This window comes from Herminiimonas sp. CN (assembly GCF_000622895.1).
Lineage (GTDB): Bacteria > Pseudomonadota > Gammaproteobacteria > Burkholderiales > Burkholderiaceae_D > AVCC01.
Genome location: NZ_AVCC01000066.1, coordinates 1 through 18,531 on the forward strand (window position 1 = coordinate 1; position 18,531 = coordinate 18,531).

At 56.6% G+C, this 18,531-nt stretch carries 16 protein-coding genes and 1 pseudogene; 4 read left to right on the forward strand and 13 right to left on the reverse strand.

The window, feature by feature from the left end:
• Positions 1-137: 137 nt before the first annotated feature.
• The gene (locus HMCN_RS0113215; protein ID WP_025917838.1) at positions 138-740 is read left to right on the forward strand and encodes a transferase hexapeptide repeat family protein; all 603 of its coding nucleotides are present in this window, start codon (positions 138-140) and stop codon (positions 738-740) included.
• Between the two features lie 89 nt (positions 741-829).
• Here HMCN_RS0113215 and HMCN_RS20015 read toward each other — a convergent pair whose 3' ends face one another.
• The 9 genes from HMCN_RS20015 to HMCN_RS0113260 form a co-directional block, all read right to left on the reverse strand.
• Positions 830-1,111: an SDR family oxidoreductase gene (locus HMCN_RS20015; RefSeq protein ID WP_025917839.1), complete on the reverse strand. Its 282-nt coding sequence runs from the start codon at positions 1,109-1,111 to the stop codon at positions 830-832.
• Positions 1,112-1,260: 149 nt separating this feature from the next.
• Positions 1,261-3,249, reverse strand: coding sequence for an acetoacetate--CoA ligase (locus HMCN_RS0113225; RefSeq protein ID WP_025917840.1), 1,989 nt, complete (start codon positions 3,247-3,249; stop codon positions 1,261-1,263).
• 55 nt (positions 3,250-3,304) lie between these two features.
• Positions 3,305-3,724 (reverse strand): MaoC family dehydratase, encoded by a 420-nt coding sequence (locus HMCN_RS0113230; RefSeq protein WP_025917841.1) that lies wholly within the window; start codon positions 3,722-3,724, stop codon positions 3,305-3,307.
• The gene (locus HMCN_RS0113235) at positions 3,721-4,182 is read right to left on the reverse strand and encodes a MaoC family dehydratase N-terminal domain-containing protein (RefSeq protein WP_025917842.1); all 462 of its coding nucleotides are present in this window, start codon (positions 4,180-4,182) and stop codon (positions 3,721-3,723) included. Before HMCN_RS0113235 ends, HMCN_RS0113230 begins: the two co-directional genes overlap by 4 nt.
• A 10-nt stretch (positions 4,183-4,192) precedes the next feature.
• Entirely contained in the window at positions 4,193-4,966 is a 774-nt protein-coding gene (locus HMCN_RS0113240; RefSeq protein ID WP_025917843.1) for a 3-hydroxybutyrate dehydrogenase, read from the reverse strand.
• Positions 4,967-5,064: 98 nt separating this feature from the next.
• On the reverse strand, positions 5,065-6,006 hold the full coding sequence (locus HMCN_RS0113245) for a branched-chain amino acid ABC transporter permease (RefSeq protein WP_035627114.1): 942 nt from the start codon (positions 6,004-6,006) through the stop codon (positions 5,065-5,067).
• On the reverse strand, positions 6,006-6,893 hold the full coding sequence (locus tag HMCN_RS0113250; protein ID WP_025917845.1) for a branched-chain amino acid ABC transporter permease: 888 nt from the start codon (positions 6,891-6,893) through the stop codon (positions 6,006-6,008). The genes HMCN_RS0113245 and HMCN_RS0113250 overlap by 1 nt, the downstream gene beginning before the upstream one ends.
• Before the next feature lie 130 nt (positions 6,894-7,023).
• Positions 7,024-7,731: an ABC transporter ATP-binding protein gene (locus tag HMCN_RS0113255; RefSeq protein WP_025917846.1), complete on the reverse strand. Its 708-nt coding sequence runs from the start codon at positions 7,729-7,731 to the stop codon at positions 7,024-7,026.
• 1 nt (position 7,732) lies between these two features.
• Entirely contained in the window at positions 7,733-8,539 is an 807-nt protein-coding gene (locus HMCN_RS0113260; RefSeq protein ID WP_051566963.1) for an ABC transporter ATP-binding protein, read from the reverse strand.
• Positions 8,540-9,398: 859 nt separating this feature from the next.
• On the opposite strand from HMCN_RS0113260, the pseudogene HMCN_RS17790 reads away from it, so the two are divergent.
• Positions 9,399-10,586: pseudogene (locus tag HMCN_RS17790) on the forward strand (ABC transporter substrate-binding protein).
• Positions 10,587-10,726: 140 nt separating this feature from the next.
• On the opposite strand, the gene HMCN_RS20135 reads toward HMCN_RS17790, so the two are convergent.
• Entirely contained in the window at positions 10,727-10,897 is a 171-nt protein-coding gene (locus HMCN_RS20135; RefSeq protein WP_155837576.1) for a transposase, read from the reverse strand.
• A gap of 516 nt (positions 10,898-11,413) precedes the next feature.
• On the opposite strand from HMCN_RS20135, the gene HMCN_RS0113275 reads away from it, so the two are divergent.
• Positions 11,414-13,264 carry an alpha/beta hydrolase gene (locus HMCN_RS0113275; protein ID WP_025917848.1) on the forward strand — a complete coding sequence of 617 codons (1,851 nt, stop codon included), beginning with the start codon at positions 11,414-11,416 and terminating at the stop codon, positions 13,262-13,264.
• A gap of 118 nt (positions 13,265-13,382) precedes the next feature.
• Here the strand turns inward: HMCN_RS0113275 and HMCN_RS0113280 are convergent, their stop codons facing one another.
• The 3 genes from HMCN_RS0113280 to HMCN_RS0113290 form a co-directional block, all read right to left on the reverse strand.
• Positions 13,383-14,915: a SpoVR family protein gene (locus HMCN_RS0113280; protein WP_025917849.1), complete on the reverse strand. Its 1,533-nt coding sequence runs from the start codon at positions 14,913-14,915 to the stop codon at positions 13,383-13,385.
• Positions 14,912-16,180 (reverse strand): YeaH/YhbH family protein, encoded by a 1,269-nt coding sequence (locus HMCN_RS0113285; protein ID WP_025917850.1) that lies wholly within the window; start codon positions 16,178-16,180, stop codon positions 14,912-14,914. Before HMCN_RS0113285 ends, HMCN_RS0113280 begins: the two co-directional genes overlap by 4 nt.
• A 158-nt stretch (positions 16,181-16,338) precedes the next feature.
• Positions 16,339-18,261 carry a PrkA family serine protein kinase gene (locus HMCN_RS0113290; RefSeq protein ID WP_025917851.1) on the reverse strand — a complete coding sequence of 641 codons (1,923 nt, stop codon included), beginning with the start codon at positions 18,259-18,261 and terminating at the stop codon, positions 16,339-16,341.
• A gap of 4 nt (positions 18,262-18,265) precedes the next feature.
• Here HMCN_RS0113290 and HMCN_RS19885 point away from each other — a divergent pair.
• Positions 18,266-18,531: hypothetical protein (locus HMCN_RS19885; protein WP_238552164.1), on the forward strand; the 266-nt coding region annotated here is incomplete at its 3' end.

The following is an 18,531-nucleotide window of genomic DNA, read 5'->3' on the forward strand; positions in this document are numbered from 1 at the left end:
AGGGCCGAATTATGCGGGTATGTAATAATGCTTTTATATCGGTGTGGCAATTCAATTGCCGCCGACATATTCAAGATTCGCAACGCAAGCGGTTTACGGTCTTGCATCGCGCCATACGAGGGATTTAGGAGTATTGCATGCCATGTTATTCCATTGACGGGGTAATCCCGGTAATCGATCCGAGCGCGTATGTTCATCCGACAGCGGTATTGATTGGCGACGTCATCGTCGGGCCGAACTGCTATATCGGCCCTTGCGCCAGCTTGCGCGGCGATTTCGGCCGCATCGTGTTGCAGCGGGGCGCGAATGTCCAGGATACCTGCGTCATTCATGGTTTTCCCGCTGCCGATACGGTAATCGAGGAAAATGGCCATATCGGTCATGGTGCCGTGCTGCACTGCTGTGTGGTACGACGCGATGCGTTGGTCGGCATGAACGCTGTCGTGCTGGATGCGGCGGAGATTGGAGAACAATCGATTGTCGCTGCCTGCGCGTTCGTGCGCGCCGGCATGCAGGTGCCGGCGCAGTCGTTGGTGGCTGGCGTGCCGGCCAAGGTGGTGCGCCCCTTGAGTGGCGAGGAAATGAGCCGCAAGATGAAAGGAACGCAGCTGTACCACGACTTGACCCGGCGCTGTCAGGCGACGCTGGTCGAAGTGCGTCCCCTGTCAGAGATGGAGCCGGACCGTCCTCGCATTGATGTGCCGGGACTGCAGGAGTTGACCGCTGCCAAGCGTCAGTAATTTATATAGCCTATACGCATGTTCTTGAGATCATGCTTCTAAAGCATGGCCTACTGTGAATCATGCCTCATTTTCAGGCCAGAACCGCATCACAGGGCGGGCCAGCGCCCGCCCGCCACGCGCAGTATTTCGCCGGTTATATAGCTTGCCTCTTCGCTGGCAAGAAAGAGTACCGCCTGGGCGATCTCTTCCGGTTTCCCCAGCCGCTTGAGCGCGACTGCGGCCTTGGCGGCTGCATAGTCGCTCTGGCCGTTTTCGCCCGCGTAGCAACCGAACTGAAATTGACGATGCGGCCGTAGCCGCGTTCGCGCATGCCGGGCGCCCTGTAATAACTCCTCAATGCGCTCCCATTGATCATCCCGCAACATCATTCATGCCATCCTGAAAGCGCCTGAAATCCAGAATGTAAACACAAATCAGGAAAAGTTAACACCGCTCAAATCACTTTTTTGCGTCACATTCTTTGAATGTCAACACGCCCCTGGGAAATGGCGAAAAATGGGGAGCTTTGACTAAATTTTTATTTATTCAACAACGTCTTGGCGTATTCGACGAAAAAGTCCAGGCTGGCGGGGTTCTGCATGGCGTCGGGACTGGCAACCTTGGCTGCCTCTGCCCCCAGCAGCAGTTTGCGTACCGGGACCTCCATCTTCTTGCCGCTCAGGGTTCTGGGAATGTCGCTCACTTGAACCACTGCGTCAGGCATATGTCGGCCCGAGGCCTTGGTGCGGATTTGCTGTTGGATGCGTTCAACCAGGGCCTGGTCCAGCTCGCCCCCCGGCTGCAGCACCACGAACAACGGCATGAAGGAAGGTCGCCCCAAGTACTCCAGATCAATGACCAGGCTGTCGCGCACTTCGGGCAGTTCTTCGACCACGCGATAGATTTCAGCGGTGCCGATGCGGATGCCGAAGCGGTTGATCGTGCTGTCGGATCGACCGTAAATCACCGAGCTGCCATAGGACGTGAAACGTATCCAGTCACCCTGGCGCCACATGCCCGGGTACATCTCGAAATAACTCTCGCGGTAGCGACGCCCGTCAGCGTCGTTCCAGAAGTACAGCGGCATCGACGGCATGGGTTGGGTGATCACCAACTCGCCTACTTCGTCGGTCACCGCCTGGCCGGCCTCGTTGAAGGCATAGGCGGCCACCCCCAGCTCTGCGCATTGGATTTCGCCCGCATGCACCGGCAAGGTCGGGGCGCAGGCGACGAAGCAGGATGCGATGTCGGTGCCTCCACTGACCGAGGCCAGCCAGACGTCAGGCTTCACATCGCGGTAGATCCATTCAAACGCATCGACAGGCAGGGGGGAGCCCGTCGACAAAATGGTGCGCAACTTCTTGAGCGGCGCATAGTCCCGGGGCCGCAGTCCATCCTTTTTGTTGGCGATGAGGACGGCGGCGCCCGTACCGAACACGGCGACCTCTTGTTCATCCATGAAATGCCAGAGCTCATCTCCGTTGGGCCAAGAGGGGTGCCCGTCGTACAGCACGATCGAGGCACCGGTAACCAAGGCACCGACCAGGAGATTCCATACGGTCCAGCCTGTGCTGCCCAGAAACAGCAGGCGGTCGCTGGGTCGCAGGTCGTTTTGCAGCGCCATTTCCTTGAGATGTGTCAAGAGAATGCCGCCATGGCCATGCGCCATCGCCTTGGGTAAGCCCGTGGTGCCGGAGGAATAGAGGATCCACAACGGATGACTGAAAGGCAGGCGTTCATAGCGAGGAGCGGCGCCGTTGCTGACGACAGACTGCCAGTGGGAGTGGTCGCGCCAATCGACCGCCCGCTGGCTCGCGAGCGGCCCGGCCACCTGCACGACATGCTCGACGCTGGGCAACTCCGCCAGCAATTGGTCGACGACCTTGAACCGGTCGTGCTGCTTGCCGTTGTAACTGTAGCTGTCGATGGCGAACAGCACCTTGGGTTCGATCTGGCGCAGGCGGTCCAGAACCACCGAGGCACCCATGTCGGGTGCGCAACTCGACCATATGGCGCCGATGCTGGCGCACGCCAGGAAGGCGATCACGGTTTCGGGGCGGTTCGGCATGTAGCTTGCCACACGATCCCCAGGTCCAACCCCCCAGCTGCGCAGCGTGGCCGCAACCGCTGCAGTCGCTCGCTCCAGCTCCGCCCAGGAAATGTGCTGCAGCGGTACGTCCTCGCTGCGTGCGATCACTGCAGGCTGGCCTGCCGTGCGATTGCGAAAGATATGTTCGGCAAAGTTGATTCGGGTATTTGGAAACCATTCCGCTCCCGGCATGGTGCGACGGCCGAGCGCGGGTTCACGTTCACCATCGGCTTGGATGTCGAAGAAGCTCCAGATCGATTGCCAGAAGTCGTCCAAATTCTCGACCGACCAGCGCCACAGCTCGGCATAGTCGTGGGTGACGATGCCATTTTCTTGTGCCAGCCAACGCTGGTATTGCACCAGGCGGCTCGACTGCAGTTGTTCGGGGCCGGGAGTCCAAAGGATTTCGGTGGCTTGTGATGTCTGATCGTTTAGCATAGCAGTCTTTCTGGAATTTGTTTGGAATCCGAAGGAAAAATCATTCGGGTGTTGGTCAGGCCAGCGCGACCACGGCGGTGCCCGTGAGTTTGACCTCATCGGACTGATTGCGTGCCGTCAACTCGAGCGCTACGCACTGTTCACCGTTCTGGACGAATTTTTCGGATACCCTGGCCTGGCAACGCACCTCGTCTCCGAGTTGGGTGATGGCCGCAAAGCGAACGCTCAGTCGTCGGATGGCCGATTGCTCGACCCAGTGAGTCAGAACGCGTGCCAGATAGGCGGCAGACAGCATCCCGTGTGCAAAGACGTCCGGCATGCCGGCCTGGCGGGCAAAGTCCGAATCAATATGCAGCGGGTTGTAGTCCCCTGAGGCTCCGGCATATACGCCCAGGATATGGCGCGTGATAGGCCCCTTTACCAGGCCTGGCAAAGCGTCACCCACCTTGATGTCATCGAAGTTCTTGACTTTCACGCCACGCCCTCCGGTTTTGGCTGGCGAACCACCATGACGCTGCGCAGATCGGCCACGGCCGACCCGTCGATCCCCTCGATGCGGGTCTCCCACACTATGAATCCCAAGGCGCCGCCCTTCTTTTCGTAGAGGTCCACGATGCGTGGTTTGAAGCGCAGCGTCTCACCCGCATAGGCAAGGCGGTGGAAGACAAAGTGCTGTTCCCCGTGCAGGACATGCGCGTAGTCGACGCCGAGCCGCTCAAAAACCTCCATCGGGTTAGGGTTCTCCATTTCCAAACAGAACAGAAATGTCGGTGGCACCGGCAAGGCTGGGTGCCCTCCCGCACGGGCAGCTGTTTCGTCCCGGTAAATCGGGTTGTCCTCGCCGGTCGCTTTGGCAAACGCCTGCAGGCGACCGCGTTCTACCTCAACGCTGAACGGGGTCAGCTCGGTACCCTTGAGTTGTGTGTCGAACATGATCACTCGCTTATTGCGCAGTCCAGCCGCCATCCATGCTCCATGCCACGCCGCGCACGTTGTTGCCAGCGGGGGAGCAGAAGAACAGGGCCAGTTGACCGATGTCTTCTGTCGTCGTGAACTGCATGGAGGGCTCCTTTTCGCCCAACGACAGTTTGGTGGCCTCTTCGAAATTGATGTTCAGCGCCTTGGCCTTGTCCTCCACCTGTTTTAGCGCCAGCGGCGTGCGCACCCAGCCCGGGCAGATCGCGTTGCAGGTGATGCCGGTGGTCGCAGTCTCCAGTGCGGTGACCTTGGTTAGCCCGACGATTCCGTGTTTTGCGGCGACGTATGCTGCCTTGTTGACTGAGGCGACCAGTGCATGCACCGACCCCATATTAATGATGCGGCCCCAGTTCGAAGCCTTCATTGCCGGTAAGGCGAGTCGAGTGGTGTGAAAGGCTGCGCTCAAATTGATTGCCATGATGGCGTCCCAGTGCTCGACACGAAAATCCTCCAAGCTGGATACATGCTGTATGCCGGCGTTGTTCACCAGGATGTCGACCTGACCGAACTTGGCGGCGGCAGAGTTCATCAGGTCCTCAATTTCCGAGGGCTTGGAAAGGTCGGCGTGGTGATACTCGACCCGGGTTCCTGCCGCTGACACTTCAGCGATGGCGGCGTCCACATCTCCAAAGCCGTTCATCATGATGTTCGCGCCCTGGCTTGCCAGGGCCTTGGCGATACCCAGGCCGATGCCGCTGGTCGAACCTGTTACGAGGGCAGTTTTGTTCTTCAGGCTCATGTTTTCCCTAAAGTTTTTGGTTGGTAAGGGTGGAGGGTTTTATCCCGTCCAGCCACATGCTGGTCAACATCGGCCCGGCATCAGCATTGCATAACGGATCAACCAGCCTTCTCGCCGATCATCCTGTGGTACAGCGCGATGCCTTCACCGACGATGCCGCGCCGGAATGCGAGTACGCATACCACGAAAATCACGCCCATGATGACTGTCACCAGCGATCCGACCTTGTCGGCCAGTTCATTTTGCAGGGTAACAATGATCGTTGCGCCTACCACGGGCCCGAACACGGTGCCCAACCCGCCCAGCAAGGTCATCAGCACCACCTCGCCTGAAGTATGCCAGTGAGCGTCGCCCAGTGTGGCGAAGGAAAATACCAGTGTCTTGATCGATCCGGCAAGACCCGCAATGCCCGCCGAAAGAACAAATGCCAGCAGCTTGTATTTCGCAACGTCATAGCCAAGCGAAACGGCTCGTGCCTCATTCTCCCGAATCGCCTTGAGAACCTGGCCAAACGGCGAATGAATGGTGCGGTGGATCAGCCAGAACGAGCCCACGAAGAGCGCTACCACCAGATAATAAAGATGGTTGTCGTTGGCGAGGTCAAGGCCGAATAACGTGCCGCGCGGCACGCGTTGCAAACCATCGTCGCCGCCCGTAAACTGCGCCTGCTGGAAGACAAAAAACATCAGCTGCGACAGGGCCAGCGTGATCATCGCAAAGTAGATGCCCTTGCTGCGAATGGCGAGTGAACCAATTACCCATCCCAGGCCGGCCGCGCTCAATGTGCCGAGTGCCAGCCCGGCAAGCGTGGGCAATTCCCAGACCTTAATGACATGGCCGGTGACATAGGCGGCGGTGCCAAGGAAAACTGCATGACCGAACGACAGCAGGCCCGTATATCCCAGCAGCAGATTAAAGGCGCAGGCGAACAGTGCAAAACATAGAACTTTCATGACCAGCACCGGATAGGCGTAGGCGGGGGCCAGCAGCAACAGGACAAGGCCGGCCAGGTAGCCGAGAGTCGACAATTTCAGTTTCATTATTTTTCCTTCCCAAACAGGCCCGCTGGGCGGAACAAGAGGACAACGACCATGACGATGAACACCACCGTGGCACTGATTTCCGGATAAATGACCTTGGCCAACCCTTCAATCAGCCCAAGGCCGAGGCCGGTCACGACCGAGCCAAGGATCGAGCCCATGCCGCCGATCACCACTACGGCAAAAACGACAATGATCAAGTTCGATCCCATGAGTGGGCTGACTTGCATTGCGGGAGCCGCAAGCACACCCGACAAACCTGCCAGTCCGGCACCAAAGCCGTAAGTGAGCATGACGATGACGGGCACATTGATGCCGAAAGCCTGGGTCAATTGCGGGTTTTCGGTGGCGGCGCGCAGGTAACCTCCCAGCCGGGTCTTTTCGATGATGTACCAGGTAACAAGACAGATTGCCATCGACGACGCGATAATCCAGGCACGGTATTTCGGCAGGAACATGAAGCCAAGGTTGAAGGCGCCGGTGAGTTCATCCGGAATTGAATAGGGTTGACCGCCGACATCGAACAGATAGCGGAACAGCCCTTCGATAATGAGCGCAAGGCCAAAAGTAAGAAGCAAGCCGTAGATGTGATCCAGTTGGTACAGCCACTGCAGCAGCAGGCGCTCGATGACGATGCCGATGAGGCCGACACCGATAGGAGCGAGAAGCAGGGACCACCAGTAACCCAGGCCCAGGTACTCCAGCCCCATCCAGGTGAGCATGGCGCCCATCATGTATAGAGCCCCGTGCGCGAAATTGATGATGTTCAGCATGCCGAAGATCACGGCCAGGCCGAGACTCAACATTGCATAAAACGATCCGTTGACCAGGCCAAGCATGATCTGGCCCATGAGTGAGGGGATGGGTATCCCGAAAATATCTGTCATCTGACGGAACTCCAAAAGAAATGGTCAGGGCGAAAAATCGCCGATCTGTCCGAAAGGCCAAGCGACGGCCAGAGGGTAGTGCACTGCAAGAACCGGCGTGCCGGGCGATCCATCGTTTCCATGGACGCTCTTATACGCCAAGAACTTCCTGAAGGAAGCTCTGTTTTTCCTGCAATTCGTGCTGTGCGATTTCGGCTACGATCTGGCCGTGTTCAACGATGAACATGCGGTCGGCCAACGGCGCGGCAAAGCGGAAGTTCTGCTCCACCAGAATGATGGTGTAGTCCTTTTGCTTGAGCTGCCGGATGATTTCGGCCAGCTTCTGCACGATGACCGGCGCCAGCCCTTCCGAGATTTCATCCAGCAGCAGGAGCCGTGCGCCGGTGCGCAGAATGCGCGCCATCGCCAGCATCTGCTGTTCGCCGCCGGATAGCCGCGTGCCTTGACTGTGGCGCCGGTCCTTGAGATTGGGGAACATCTCATACAGTTCGTCGATGCTCATGCCGCCGCTGCCCACCTGCGGCGGCAGCAACAGATTCTCTTCGCAGCTGAGACTGGAATAGATGCCGCGTTCCTCCGGGCAGTAGCCGACGCCGAGTTGAGCGATCTTGTGCGGCGGCATGTTAATGACTTCGCGGCCGTTCAGCATGATGGAGCCGGTGCGCTTGCCGGTAAGACCTATCAGCGCGCGCAGCGTCGTGGTGCGTCCGGCCCCGTTCCTTCCCAGCAGACTGATGCACTCACCGCGCCGGATGGTGAAGTCCATGCCGTGCAGGATGTGTGATTCGCCATAGAAAGCGTGCAGGTCGGAGACCCGCAGATATTCGGTTGCGCTCATTTCAGTGTCCTCCTGGGGATGCAAGTTCAGTCGTCTCCGAGCCCATGTAAGCCTCGATCACTGCAGGATTGGCGGAGACGGTTGCGTAATCGCCTTCCGCCAGGATTGAACCGCGGGCGAGAACGGTGATGGCGTCGCAGATGCCGGACACCACTTTCATGTTGTGCTCCACCATCAGGATGGTGCGGTTGGCCGAAACCTTCTTGATCAGCTGCATGACCCGGTCCACGTCTTCGTGGCCCATGCCTTGTGTCGGTTCGTCCAATAACATGAGTTCTGGATCAAGCGCGAGCGTGGTAGCGATTTCCAGCGCACGCTTGCGGCCGTACGGCATTTCAACCGCCGTCATGCGTGAGTAGTCTTCCAGTCCGACGGACGCCAGCAGCTCCATTGCCCGCTCGTTCAGGCGGTTCAGGCTGCTTTCATGTTTCCAGAAGTGAAAGCTGGTGCCAAGGCTGCGCTGCAAGGCCACGCGCACGTTTTCCAGGACTGTCATGTGGGGAAAGACAGCGGAAATCTGGAATGATCGGACCATCCTCATGCGGGCGATTTTTTGCGGTGGTTCGCCGGTAATGTCGATGCCGTTGTAGCGGATGGCACCGCGCGTTGGCTTAAGGAATTTGGTGAGCAGGTTGAAACAGGTGGTCTTGCCCGCGCCGTTGGGCCCGATGAGAGCGTGTATGTGGCCGCGCCTGATCTTCAGATTGACCCCGTCAACTGCCACGAAGCCGCGAAATTCCTTGACCAGATTCACGGTTTCAAGAATCGGCAGCGTGCGGTCCACCTGCAATGCTGTTTGGTTGGACATATGTCTCCTTCTTTGTAATTGTTTTATTTGCCGTTCGACCCGAGAACGCGGAAATGCTGTTCCGGACGCACCCGAAGATCAGTGCACGGAAATCGTAGGTTTTCCCGTAGATACTCGCGGTTTCCCGGTTTCCCGGATGGTGAATCACATCGGATTTGGTCCGAGGTGTCGTTCTCGCATCCCATATCGCGCACTGTGCTGGCGATATCCATCGTCTTGGCAGAGTTGTGGCGTTTATTGATCGACTAAGGCTGCAATCGATAGCGTCTCCTTTTTTAATTTACTTATTCTAGGAATGCATCCATTGTATGTCAATGTATTTACGTAAAATGACTTTCTAAATTTTCTGTTGGAAGTTGACTTTAAGAAATTCATCAGATTGAATGCTTGAAGATGCAGAATTTGCCATCTTCTTCAAGCGGAAAGGTAGCGTTTCTTTTTTGCTACGTAAAATATAAATATTTAATAAAATCAACATCTTAATAATTATTTAATTTTGAATTTTAATGAAGCGTAAGAAAAATAAGTAGTCGTATGAGGTAGTTTTCCAATCAGGTGGAGGCATCATTTTCAAGTCTTGATTTTCATTTTTTTAAGCAAACACCCGCGCGTCAATATTATTTTATGCAATATATTGACTTAAAATTTTAAATTGGATAGTGTGGTAAGCGCATTGACAACAACCGTCGAAAGACGAAAAGACCAGGAGTGAGACATGTTTGAGAAAAAATTGAAAGCGCTGAGCACCAGCGACATCGCTGGGGCCGAATCGATCGGATCTGCCTTAGCGCTTCGTCGCGATCGGACAAAAAAAGGAATCAACCTTGCGAAAGTAGCCACGCTAGGTCTTACCTGCAGCATGAGTGCATTTATGTTCACCGCAACTGCAACCGCACAGGAAAAAATCAGCGACGGGGTTGTGAAGGTCGGCGTCCTTACCGACATGTCCGGCACCTATTCGGATTTCACCGGGTCTGGTTCGGTCATCGCCGCCAAAATGGCGATGGAAGATTTCGCCAAGAATGGCACGGTGCTCGGCAAGAAGATTGAAGTAATTAGCGCCGACCACCTGAACAAGGCTGACGTCGGCGCCGAGCGTGCACGGCAGTGGTTCGACCGGGAAAAAGTGGATGTCATCGTCGACCTGGTAGCGACCAATGTCGCCCTGGCGGTGATGGATGTGGCTTAGCAGAAAGACAAACTGGCTCTGGTATCAGGATCGGCATCGCTGTCGATCACCAACGAGCGTTGTAACGCCAATACGGTGCACTGGGTCTATGACAGTTACGGTTTGGCATCCGGCACGGCCAAGGCAGTCGTGCAGAGCGGAAAGAAAAACTGGTATTTCATCGCCGCCGACTATGCGGCCGGTGCCGCCATGACGAAAGATGCCAGTCAAATCGTCACGGCAAACGGAGGCAAAGTGGTGGGCGTCTCCAGGCATCCGTTCCCCAATGCCGACTTTTCTTCCTTCCTGGTCAGCGCACAGGCCTCCAAGGCGGATGTCATCGCTCTGGCCAATGGTGGCCAGGACACCATGACGGCGATCAAGCAGGCAGCCGAGTTTGGAATCATCGGTTCCAAACAGACCATCGTGCCGATTGTCTTGTTCATCAACGACGTCAATGCTCTGGGCTTGAAAACCGCGCAAGGCTTGACGCTTACCGAAGGTTTCTACTGGAATCGCGATGCGAAGACCCGCGCCTGGTCGCGACGCTTTTTCGAAAAGGCAAAAAAGATGCCGAGCATGGCGCAAGCCGGCGTCTATTCGTCGGTGCTCAATTACCTCAAGGCTGTCGAGAAAACCGGAACGGATAACGCGGCGACAGTCATGAAGTATCTGAAGTCGACAGAAATCGACGATGGGCTTTTCAAGGGCAATATTCGTGCGGACGGGAAATTCGCGCATGACATGCTGCTGCTTGAGGTCAAGAAGCCAGGCGAGTCGAAGGAGCCGTGGGACTACTACCACATACGGAAAGTAATTCCTGCCTCCGATGCGGCATTGCCCCTGGCCGACTCCAAGTGCAAGCTGGTGCAGCACTAAACATAGTCAAGTAACCATAATTTGACCCCATGCAGGTAGCTCCTGCATGGGGTCAATGAAATATCCAGCATTAGCTGCTGCTTATCGAAGAATTTTCCTCCATGGGAAGGGCGGCGTGTGACAGTTTCGTAATGTAGTGGTCAAGTAATTCTGGACCCTCTCAGCTCCAACCGTCGGATGCGCTGCTGCTCGATGGTGAGTGGCTTGCCAATCCACGGCTGGCCGTTCTGCTCTGCGCCATATTGCGTCACCCAGCGCCGGATTGCTGCCGGATCGATGTCCGTACTTTCGCTGACGTTCTGGACGCTCAGCCCTGTTCTTTGATCATGCGAACGACTTCCAGCTTCAGGCTAGTGTCGAATTTCTTGCGCCGCTTTGCCATGCAATGCTCCTTATGCGGTGGATTTTCCACCTATTGAGGTGTCCGGATAAATTAGACCACTGCAGTCGAGCAAGTGCTGCACAAACCAGGTCGATGCCAACTTGGCCGAGGCCGCTGAAGCCGAGGTGCTGGCCCGGACCGGGCCAGGCGGTGCATCGTTGTAGCATTCCGGACCGCACCCAGGATATTTGTTGCGGATGATGCTACTCTTTACGTGTTCTGCAAGAGCGCTTGCAGAACATGCTGGAGGCGGTGGTGCGCATGCTCGCGAGATGGAGTGGCGGCCCGCCTCGCGCTGTGCTTATCAATTCACTTGTAACTGTGCAGCCCGTAATATCGCCATGGGGCCGATAATTTCGTATCTGATTGCGCTACGTCAATCAGTGTGGTGCAGCACTGCGCAGCATTCTTGCAAGAATGCAAAATACGTAATTGAGAGGTGGATATGAAGCCGACTGAAAAGAATTTGGGCCGTAATCGCAGCTTGCCGCTGGCAACGGTGGCAGAGGCGTCTGGGCCGCAGGACGATGCAGCCCCTAAAAAGCTGTGCTATCTGGACCGCGAGCAGGCGGGCACCAATACCCTGGATTTGATGTACCAGAGCGCGCTGGCAAAACTGACCGGCGGCCTGTCTCCCACCAGCCTGTCGGTGGCAATGCTGGAATGGTGGCAGCAGCTTGCGATGTCGCCCGGACACCGCATCGAACTGCTGGCTTTGCTGCGGCGGCAAGCTGCGGAATGGGGACCATTCATGTCCAGCGCGATCAGTTCCGGCACCGGTCAGGTCGGCGTAACCGTCAGTGATTCGCGCTTTAACCGGCCGGAATGGTCGCACTGGCCGTACAACGTGTTTGCCAAATCCTTTTTGCAGACGCAGGAATTCTGGCAGCAGGCTACTACCGGCATCCGCGGCGTTACCCCGCATCATGAACATGTGGTCAATTTTTCAGCGCGCCAGCTGCTCGATGTTTTTGCGCCGTCCAACTACGCGATCACCAATCCCGAAGTGCTGCGCGCCACTATCGAGTCGAAAGGCAATAACCGTTTGATGGGCTGGACCCACTGGCTGGAAGATCAGACCAAACGCAAGCAGAAGCAGCGCGGCATCGATCATCGCAAGCATCCCGATTATCCGCACAAGGTCGGGCAGGATGTCGCAGTCACCCCGGGCAAGGTGGTGTTTCGCAATGCGCTGTTCGAGCTGATCCAGTACACGCCGCAGAGCGCCACCGTTTACCGGGAACCGGTTCTGTTCGTGCCGTCGTGGATCATGAAGTACTACATCCTGGATCTGTCTCCGCATAACTCGATGGTGCGTTTTCTGGTCGAGCAGGGCCATACCGTGTTCATGATGTCATGGAAGAATCACGGCGCCGAGAGCCGCGATCTGGGCATGGATGACTATGTTTCGCAAGGACTGTATGCGGCACTCAAGGAGGTCGCGCACCTGATGCCTGGCATTCCGCTGCATGCGGTCGGCTATTGCCTGGGCGGCACTTTGCTGTCGATCGGCGCAGCGGCGCTGGGGCGCGATCCGCGTCAGACGCTGGCGCCGATCCAATCCATTACCTTGCTGGCGGCGCAGGCCGACTTTGCCGATCCGGGCGAGCTCGGCCTGTTCATCGACGACAGCCAACTAGCCTTGCTGGATGCGCTGATGTGGGAGCAGGGCTACCTGGACGGTGCGCAAATGGCTGCCAGCTTCGAATTGCTCAATTCGCGCGACCTGATTTGGTCGCGCATCATGCGCGAATATCTGTTGGGAGTGCGGCGGGCGCCGAACGATCTGATGTCGTGGAACGCCGACACCACCCGGCTGCCGTACCGGATGCATAGCGAATACCTGCGGCATCTGTTTCTGCACAACGATCTGGCCGAAGGCCGCTATTGCGTCGATGGTCATTTGATTGCGCTGAGCAATATCAGACAGCCGATGTTCGTCCTGGGCACCGAGCACGATCACGTTTCGCCCTGGAAGTCGGTCTACAAGATCCACTTCCTGACTGAATCCGAGGTCCATTTCGTATTGGCTTCCGGCGGCCACAATAGCGGGGTGGTGTCGGAGCCGGGCCACGCGGGCCGCAGTTTCCGCTTCAAGCCGGGCCAGCGCCCGGCCGGCAGTTATGTGGGGCCGGACGAGTGGATCGCGCAGGCGAGCGCCGAGCAGGGTTCCTGGTGGCCGCACTGGCACAAGTGGCTGATGCTGCATTCCAGCGCGAAGAGAATCAAGGCCCAGGGCATCCCGCCTGAATGCGTGCTGGATGAGGCCCCAGGGCAGTACGTGCTGGAGGCGTGATGCTTGGATAGTTTTCATGCGTGGCTGATACCAATGGGGTATGCCAAAAAATCATGAATTTTCCACTTGCATTCACTGTGTAGTATAAAAATACCGCATTCAGTATATTGTCGAGAGGCTAGCCGTGCGTGCGTTTTTCGCGCTTGCATTCCAGCGTATTGACGATCTTGCCGTTCGGATCGACCGTTTCCAGGCGCACATCGAAACCCCACAGGCGCGCCACGTGCTTTAACGCTTCCTGCGCCTGCGCATTGAGCGGGCGGCGCTGAAACTCGGAGTGGCGCAAGCTCATCGAGCGGTCGCCCTGGGTGTTGACCGAAAACACCTGGATATTCGGCTCCCGGTTGCCCAAGTTGTATTGCTCAGACAGCCGTTGCCGGATAACCTGGTAGCCGCTCTCGTCGTGGATCGCCGAAATCGTCAGCTTGTCATCGGTGTCATCGTCAAGTACTGCAAAAAAATGAAAATCGCGGATCAGCTTGGGCGACAGGTATTGCGAAATGAAGCTCTCGTCCTTGAAATTGCGCATCGCGAAATCGAGCGTCTTCTGCCAGTCGCTGCCGGCAATGTGGGGGAACCAGGCGCGGTCTTCGTCGGTCGGCGCTTCGCAGATGCGGCGCACGTCAGACATCATCGCAAATCCCAGCGCATACGGGTTGATGCCGTTGTAGTGCGGGCTGTCGATCGGCGGCTGGTAGATCACGTTGGTATGGCTTTGCAGGAATTCCAGCATGAAACCGTTGTCGACCACGCCTTCTTCATACAGCTGATTGAGAATGGTGTAATGCCAGAAGGTGGCCCAGCCTTCGTTCATGACCTGGGTCTGACGCTGCGGGTAAAAATACTGCCCGATCTTGCGCGTGATGCGCACCACCTCGCGCTGCCACGGCTCCAGGATCGGCGCGTATTTTTCGATGAAGTACAGCAGGTTTTCCTGCGGCTCCGGCGGGAAGCGCGGCGGCCGTTGGTCGATCGTTTCCTTCTCGTGCTGGGGCAGGGTGCGCCACAGGTCATTGACCTGCAATTGCAGGTAGGCTTCGCGCTCCTTCTGGCGTGCCTTTTCTTCCACCAGTGACAGTTTGGCCGGACGCTTGTAGCGGTTGACGCCGTAGTTTTGCAGCGCATGGCAGGAGTCGAGCAACAGTTCGACCGCTTCGATGCCGTGCTGCTCCTCGCAATCGGCGATGAATTTTTTGGCAAAGACCATGTAATCGACAATCTCTTCGGCATCGGTCCAGGAGCGGAACAGGTAGTTGCCCTTGAAAAACGAGTTGTGGCCGTAGGCCGCGTGCGCGATCACCAAGGTTTGCATCATCAGGCTGTTTTCCTCCATCAGATAGGCGATGCAGGGATTGGAGTTGATGACGATTTCGTAGGCCAGGCCCATCTGGCCGCGCTTGTAGCTCTTTTCGGTGTTCAGGAAATGTTTGCCGAACGACCAGTGGTGGTACGACACCGGCAAGCCAACCGCCGTGTAGGCATCCATCATCTGTTCGGCGCTGATGATTTCGAGTTGGTTCGGATAGGTGTCGAGTCCGAAGTGCTGCGCGACCCGGCGCACTTCCTCGTGCGCCTGCTCCAGCAATTCGAAGGTCCATTCCGATTGTTTTGGCAAGCGGTGCGAGGGATCTACCTTGCTTGGTACGCTCATGATTTTTCCTGTTTCTTGAACAATTCTCGAAACACCGGATAAATATCGGCCTGGGATTTGATCAGCTGCATTGCAAAGTGCCGGTGCTGGTCCAGCACTTGCGTGTATTCGTGCCACAGATTTTGCGGCGTGTCCTCGGTGATTTCGACGTAGGCGTAGTACTGCACCGCCGGCATGATGGTGTTGATCAGCAGTTGGCGGCAGGCGACTGAATCGTTGTCCCAGTTGTCGCCATCGGAAGCTTGCGCCACGTAAATATTCCAGTCGTTGCTGGCATACCGCTCGCGCATGATCTTGGCCAGCAGTTGCAGCGCCGACGACACCACGGTTCCGCCCGATTCGCGCGAGTGGAAAAAATCGTTTTCATCGACTTCGTCAGCCATCGTGTGGTGGCGGATGAAGACGACTTCGATCTTGTCGTAGGCGCGCTGCAAGAATAGGTAGAGCAGGATGAAAAAGCGCTTGGCAATATCTTTCTTGGTTTCATCCATCGAGCCGGACACATCCATGATGCAAAACATGACGGCCTGGCTGGACGGTTTCGGCACCCTGATCCGGTTGCTGTAGCGCAGGTCAAACGGGTCGATGAACGGAATCGCCATCAGCTTGCTGCGCAGGTGATGGATTTCCTGCCGCAGCGCGACGATCTGTGGGTCATCGTCCGGCACCTGGCTGAGCAATAGCTTAAGCTCGGCTTCCGCTTCCTGCAGCCGCCGGTGCGATTTGCTGCCGACTGCGATGCGCCGCCCCAATGCGCCGCGCAGCGAACGCAGCACATGGATATTGGTCGGTGTGCCGGACATCTTGTAACCGGCGCGCTGCTGCTTGAATTCGGTGGTGGCGGTGAGCTGGGTTTTCACCATGTTCGGCAACTCCAGATCCTCGAAGAAGTAGTTCAGGAATTCTTCGCGCGTCAGCTCGAAGATGAAATCATCTTCGGTAATCTGGTCGCTGTTGCCGGCCTGGCCGGAGCCGGAGCCGCTCCCGCCTTTGGGGCGCGCCACCCGGTCGCCTTTCTGGTATTCCTTGTTGCCGGGATGGACCGTCTCCCAGACCCCGCCGTGGGCATGGCCAAAACTCGGTTCATTTACATCCTTGGCAGGAATCGACACTTTTTCGCCGCTCTCCATGTCGGTGATGGAGCGGCCTTTTATCGCACGTTCAACCGCATCCCTGATCTGTCCCTTGTAACGACGTAAAAATCGTTCGCGATTGACTGCGGATTTGTTCTTGCCTTGTAGCCGGCGGTCGATAAGGTGAACCAAATTCGTCTCCTGTAAGTGATGTTACTCACCGTCCACGAAAGACATGAAAAGCACGGAACAGTTTAATGAGGCAATCTCTTTCATGGACTTTTTCCGTGTCTTTCGCGTTTCTTGTGGAGGACCATATCTTGCTCCTTGAGCAAGGCAATGGCATCCGTTCACGACGATTTTCTGACGCGCAAATACCATTCGCATAACAACCGTACCTGCTTGGCCGTATATCCTTTCTCCACCATGCGGGCGACGAATTCTTCATGCTTGTTGACATCGTCGGCGCTGGCCTTGGCGTTAAACGAGATCACCGGCAGCAGTTCCTCGGTATTCGAGAACATTTTCTTCTCGATCACCGTCCTGAGTTTTTCGTAGCTGGTCCAGGCCGGATTCTTGCCGGCATTCTGAGCCCGGGCCCGCAGCACGAAGTTGACGATTTCGTTGCGGAAATCTTTCGGATTCGAGATCCCGGCCGGCTTTTCGATTTTTTCCAGCTCCGAGTTCAGCGAGTTGCGGTCGAAGCTCTCGCCGGTGTCCGGGTCGCGGTATTCCTGATCCTGGATCCAGAAGTCGGCAAAGATCACGTAGCGGTCGAAAATGTTCTGACCGTATTCGGAATAGCTCTCCAGATACGCGGTCTGGATTTCCTTGCCGATGAATTCGACGTAGCGCTGGGCCAGGTATTCCTTGATGTAGGCCAGATATTTTTGTTCGGTTTCGGGCGGGAACTGCTCGCGCTCGACCTGCTGTTCCAGCACATACATCAGGTGCACCGGATTGGCTGCCACTTCGGTGGTGTCGAAGTTGAACACCTTGGACAGGATCTTGAAGGCGAAGCGGGTCGACAGGCCGCTCATGCCTTCGTCCACGCCCGCATAGTCGCGGTACTCGTGGTAGGACTTGGCTTTCGGGTCGATGTCCTTCAGGTTCTCGCCGTCGTAGACCAGCATCTTGCTGTAGATGCTGGAGTTTTCCGGCTCCTTCAGTCGCGTCAGCACTGCAAACTGGGCCATCATCTTTAGCGTGCCGGGAGCGCACGGCGCCTGCGACAGCGAGGAGTTGCGCAGCAGTTTCTCGTAGATCTTGGTTTCTTCCGTCACCCGCAGGCAGTACGGCACCTTGACGATGTAGATCCGGTCCAGGAAAGCTTCGTTGTTCTTGTTGTTTTTGAAGGCTTTCCATTCCGACTCGTTGGAGTGGGCCAGGATGATGCCGTCGAACGGGATCGCGCCGAAACCTTCGGTGCCCTTGTAGTTGCCTTCCTGGGTTGCGGTCAGCAGCGGATGCAGCACTTTGATCGGAGCCTTGAACATCTCGACGAATTCCATCAGGCCCTGGTTCGACAGGCACAGGCCACCCGAATAGCTGTAGGCGTCGGTGTCGTCCTGAGAGTAGTCTTCCAGCTTGCGGATGTCGACCTTGCCCACCAGAGACGAGATGTCTTGGTTGTTTTCGTCGCCCGGTTCGGTCTTCGAGATCGCGATCTGGCGCAGTATCGACGGATAGCGCTTGACCACCCGGAACTGGTTGACGTTGCCGTTGAACTCGCTCAGGCGCTTGATCGCCCACGGGCTCGGGACGGTGTTGATATGGCGGCGCGGAATGCCGTAATCCTCCTCCAGAATCGCGCCGTCTTCTTCCGGATTGAACAGCCCCAGCGGCGACTCGTTGATGGGCGAGCCCTTGAGGCAGTAAAAAGGCACATTTTCCATCAGGTGCTTGAGCTTCTCGGCGATCGACGATTTGCCGCCGCCGACCGGGCCCAGCAGGTACAGCACCTGCTTGCGTTCTTCCAGCCCTTGCGCGGCATGGCGGAAATACGATACCACCTGCTCAATCGCATCCTCCATTCCGTAAAATTCCTTGAAGGCGGGATAGATCTTGATCACCTTGTTGGCGAAGATGCGCGACAGGTGAGGGAAGTTGCGGGTGTCGATCAATTCCGGCGCGCCGATGGCGGCCAGCATGCGCTCGGCGGCGCTGGAATAGGCGAGAGGATCGCGCTTGCACAAATCCAAGTACTCCTGCAGGGAATATTCTTCCTCCCTGGTCCGTTCGTACCGCGCTGCGTAGTTGTCAAAGATTTTCATTTTCATGTCCTTTGATGGAAACCTACCAGTCTTTGGTCCTTGGCTATCGATACTGTGTTGCCGCTTTTATTCTAGCCCTGTTCTTCTATTATTGTATTTTGTTGGAACAACGTTTGTTCGTGGACAATTATTTGGGGTTTGGCATCAACGATTAGAGATGCTTTCGATCCGATTAGTGCCTGTTGCGCGGATTAATGTTGTAACCATGAGAGTTTCTGCGCGACGCCCGGATAACATTAAAAATAAGCAGGGTATGACAAAAATTATGGT

What these genes read in the sequence shown, in the direction of transcription:
- HMCN_RS0113215 (WP_025917838.1), top strand. Translation starts at nt 138, where the DNA reads ATGCCATGTTATTCCATTGACGGGGTAATCCCGGTAATCGATCCGAGC.
- HMCN_RS20015 (WP_025917839.1), bottom strand. Translation starts at nt 1,111, where the DNA reads ATGATGTTGCGGGATGATCAATGGGAGCGCATTGAGGAGTTATTACAG.
- HMCN_RS0113225 (WP_025917840.1), bottom strand. Translation starts at nt 3,249, where the DNA reads ATGCTAAACGATCAGACATCACAAGCCACCGAAATCCTTTGGACTCCC.
- HMCN_RS0113235 (WP_025917842.1), bottom strand. Translation starts at nt 4,182, where the DNA reads ATGTTCGACACACAACTCAAGGGTACCGAGCTGACCCCGTTCAGCGTT.
- HMCN_RS0113240 (WP_025917843.1), bottom strand. Translation starts at nt 4,966, where the DNA reads ATGAGCCTGAAGAACAAAACTGCCCTCGTAACAGGTTCGACCAGCGGC.
- HMCN_RS0113245 (WP_035627114.1), bottom strand. Translation starts at nt 6,006, where the DNA reads ATGAAACTGAAATTGTCGACTCTCGGCTACCTGGCCGGCCTTGTCCTG.
- HMCN_RS0113250 (WP_025917845.1), bottom strand. Translation starts at nt 6,893, where the DNA reads ATGACAGATATTTTCGGGATACCCATCCCCTCACTCATGGGCCAGATC.
- HMCN_RS0113255 (WP_025917846.1), bottom strand. Translation starts at nt 7,731, where the DNA reads ATGAGCGCAACCGAATATCTGCGGGTCTCCGACCTGCACGCTTTCTAT.
- HMCN_RS0113260 (WP_051566963.1), bottom strand. Translation starts at nt 8,539, where the DNA reads ATGTCCAACCAAACAGCATTGCAGGTGGACCGCACGCTGCCGATTCTT.
- HMCN_RS0113275 (WP_025917848.1), top strand. Translation starts at nt 11,414, where the DNA reads ATGAAGCCGACTGAAAAGAATTTGGGCCGTAATCGCAGCTTGCCGCTG.
- HMCN_RS0113280 (WP_025917849.1), bottom strand. Translation starts at nt 14,915, where the DNA reads ATGAGCGTACCAAGCAAGGTAGATCCCTCGCACCGCTTGCCAAAACAA.
- HMCN_RS0113290 (WP_025917851.1), bottom strand. Translation starts at nt 18,261, where the DNA reads ATGAAAATCTTTGACAACTACGCAGCGCGGTACGAACGGACCAGGGAG.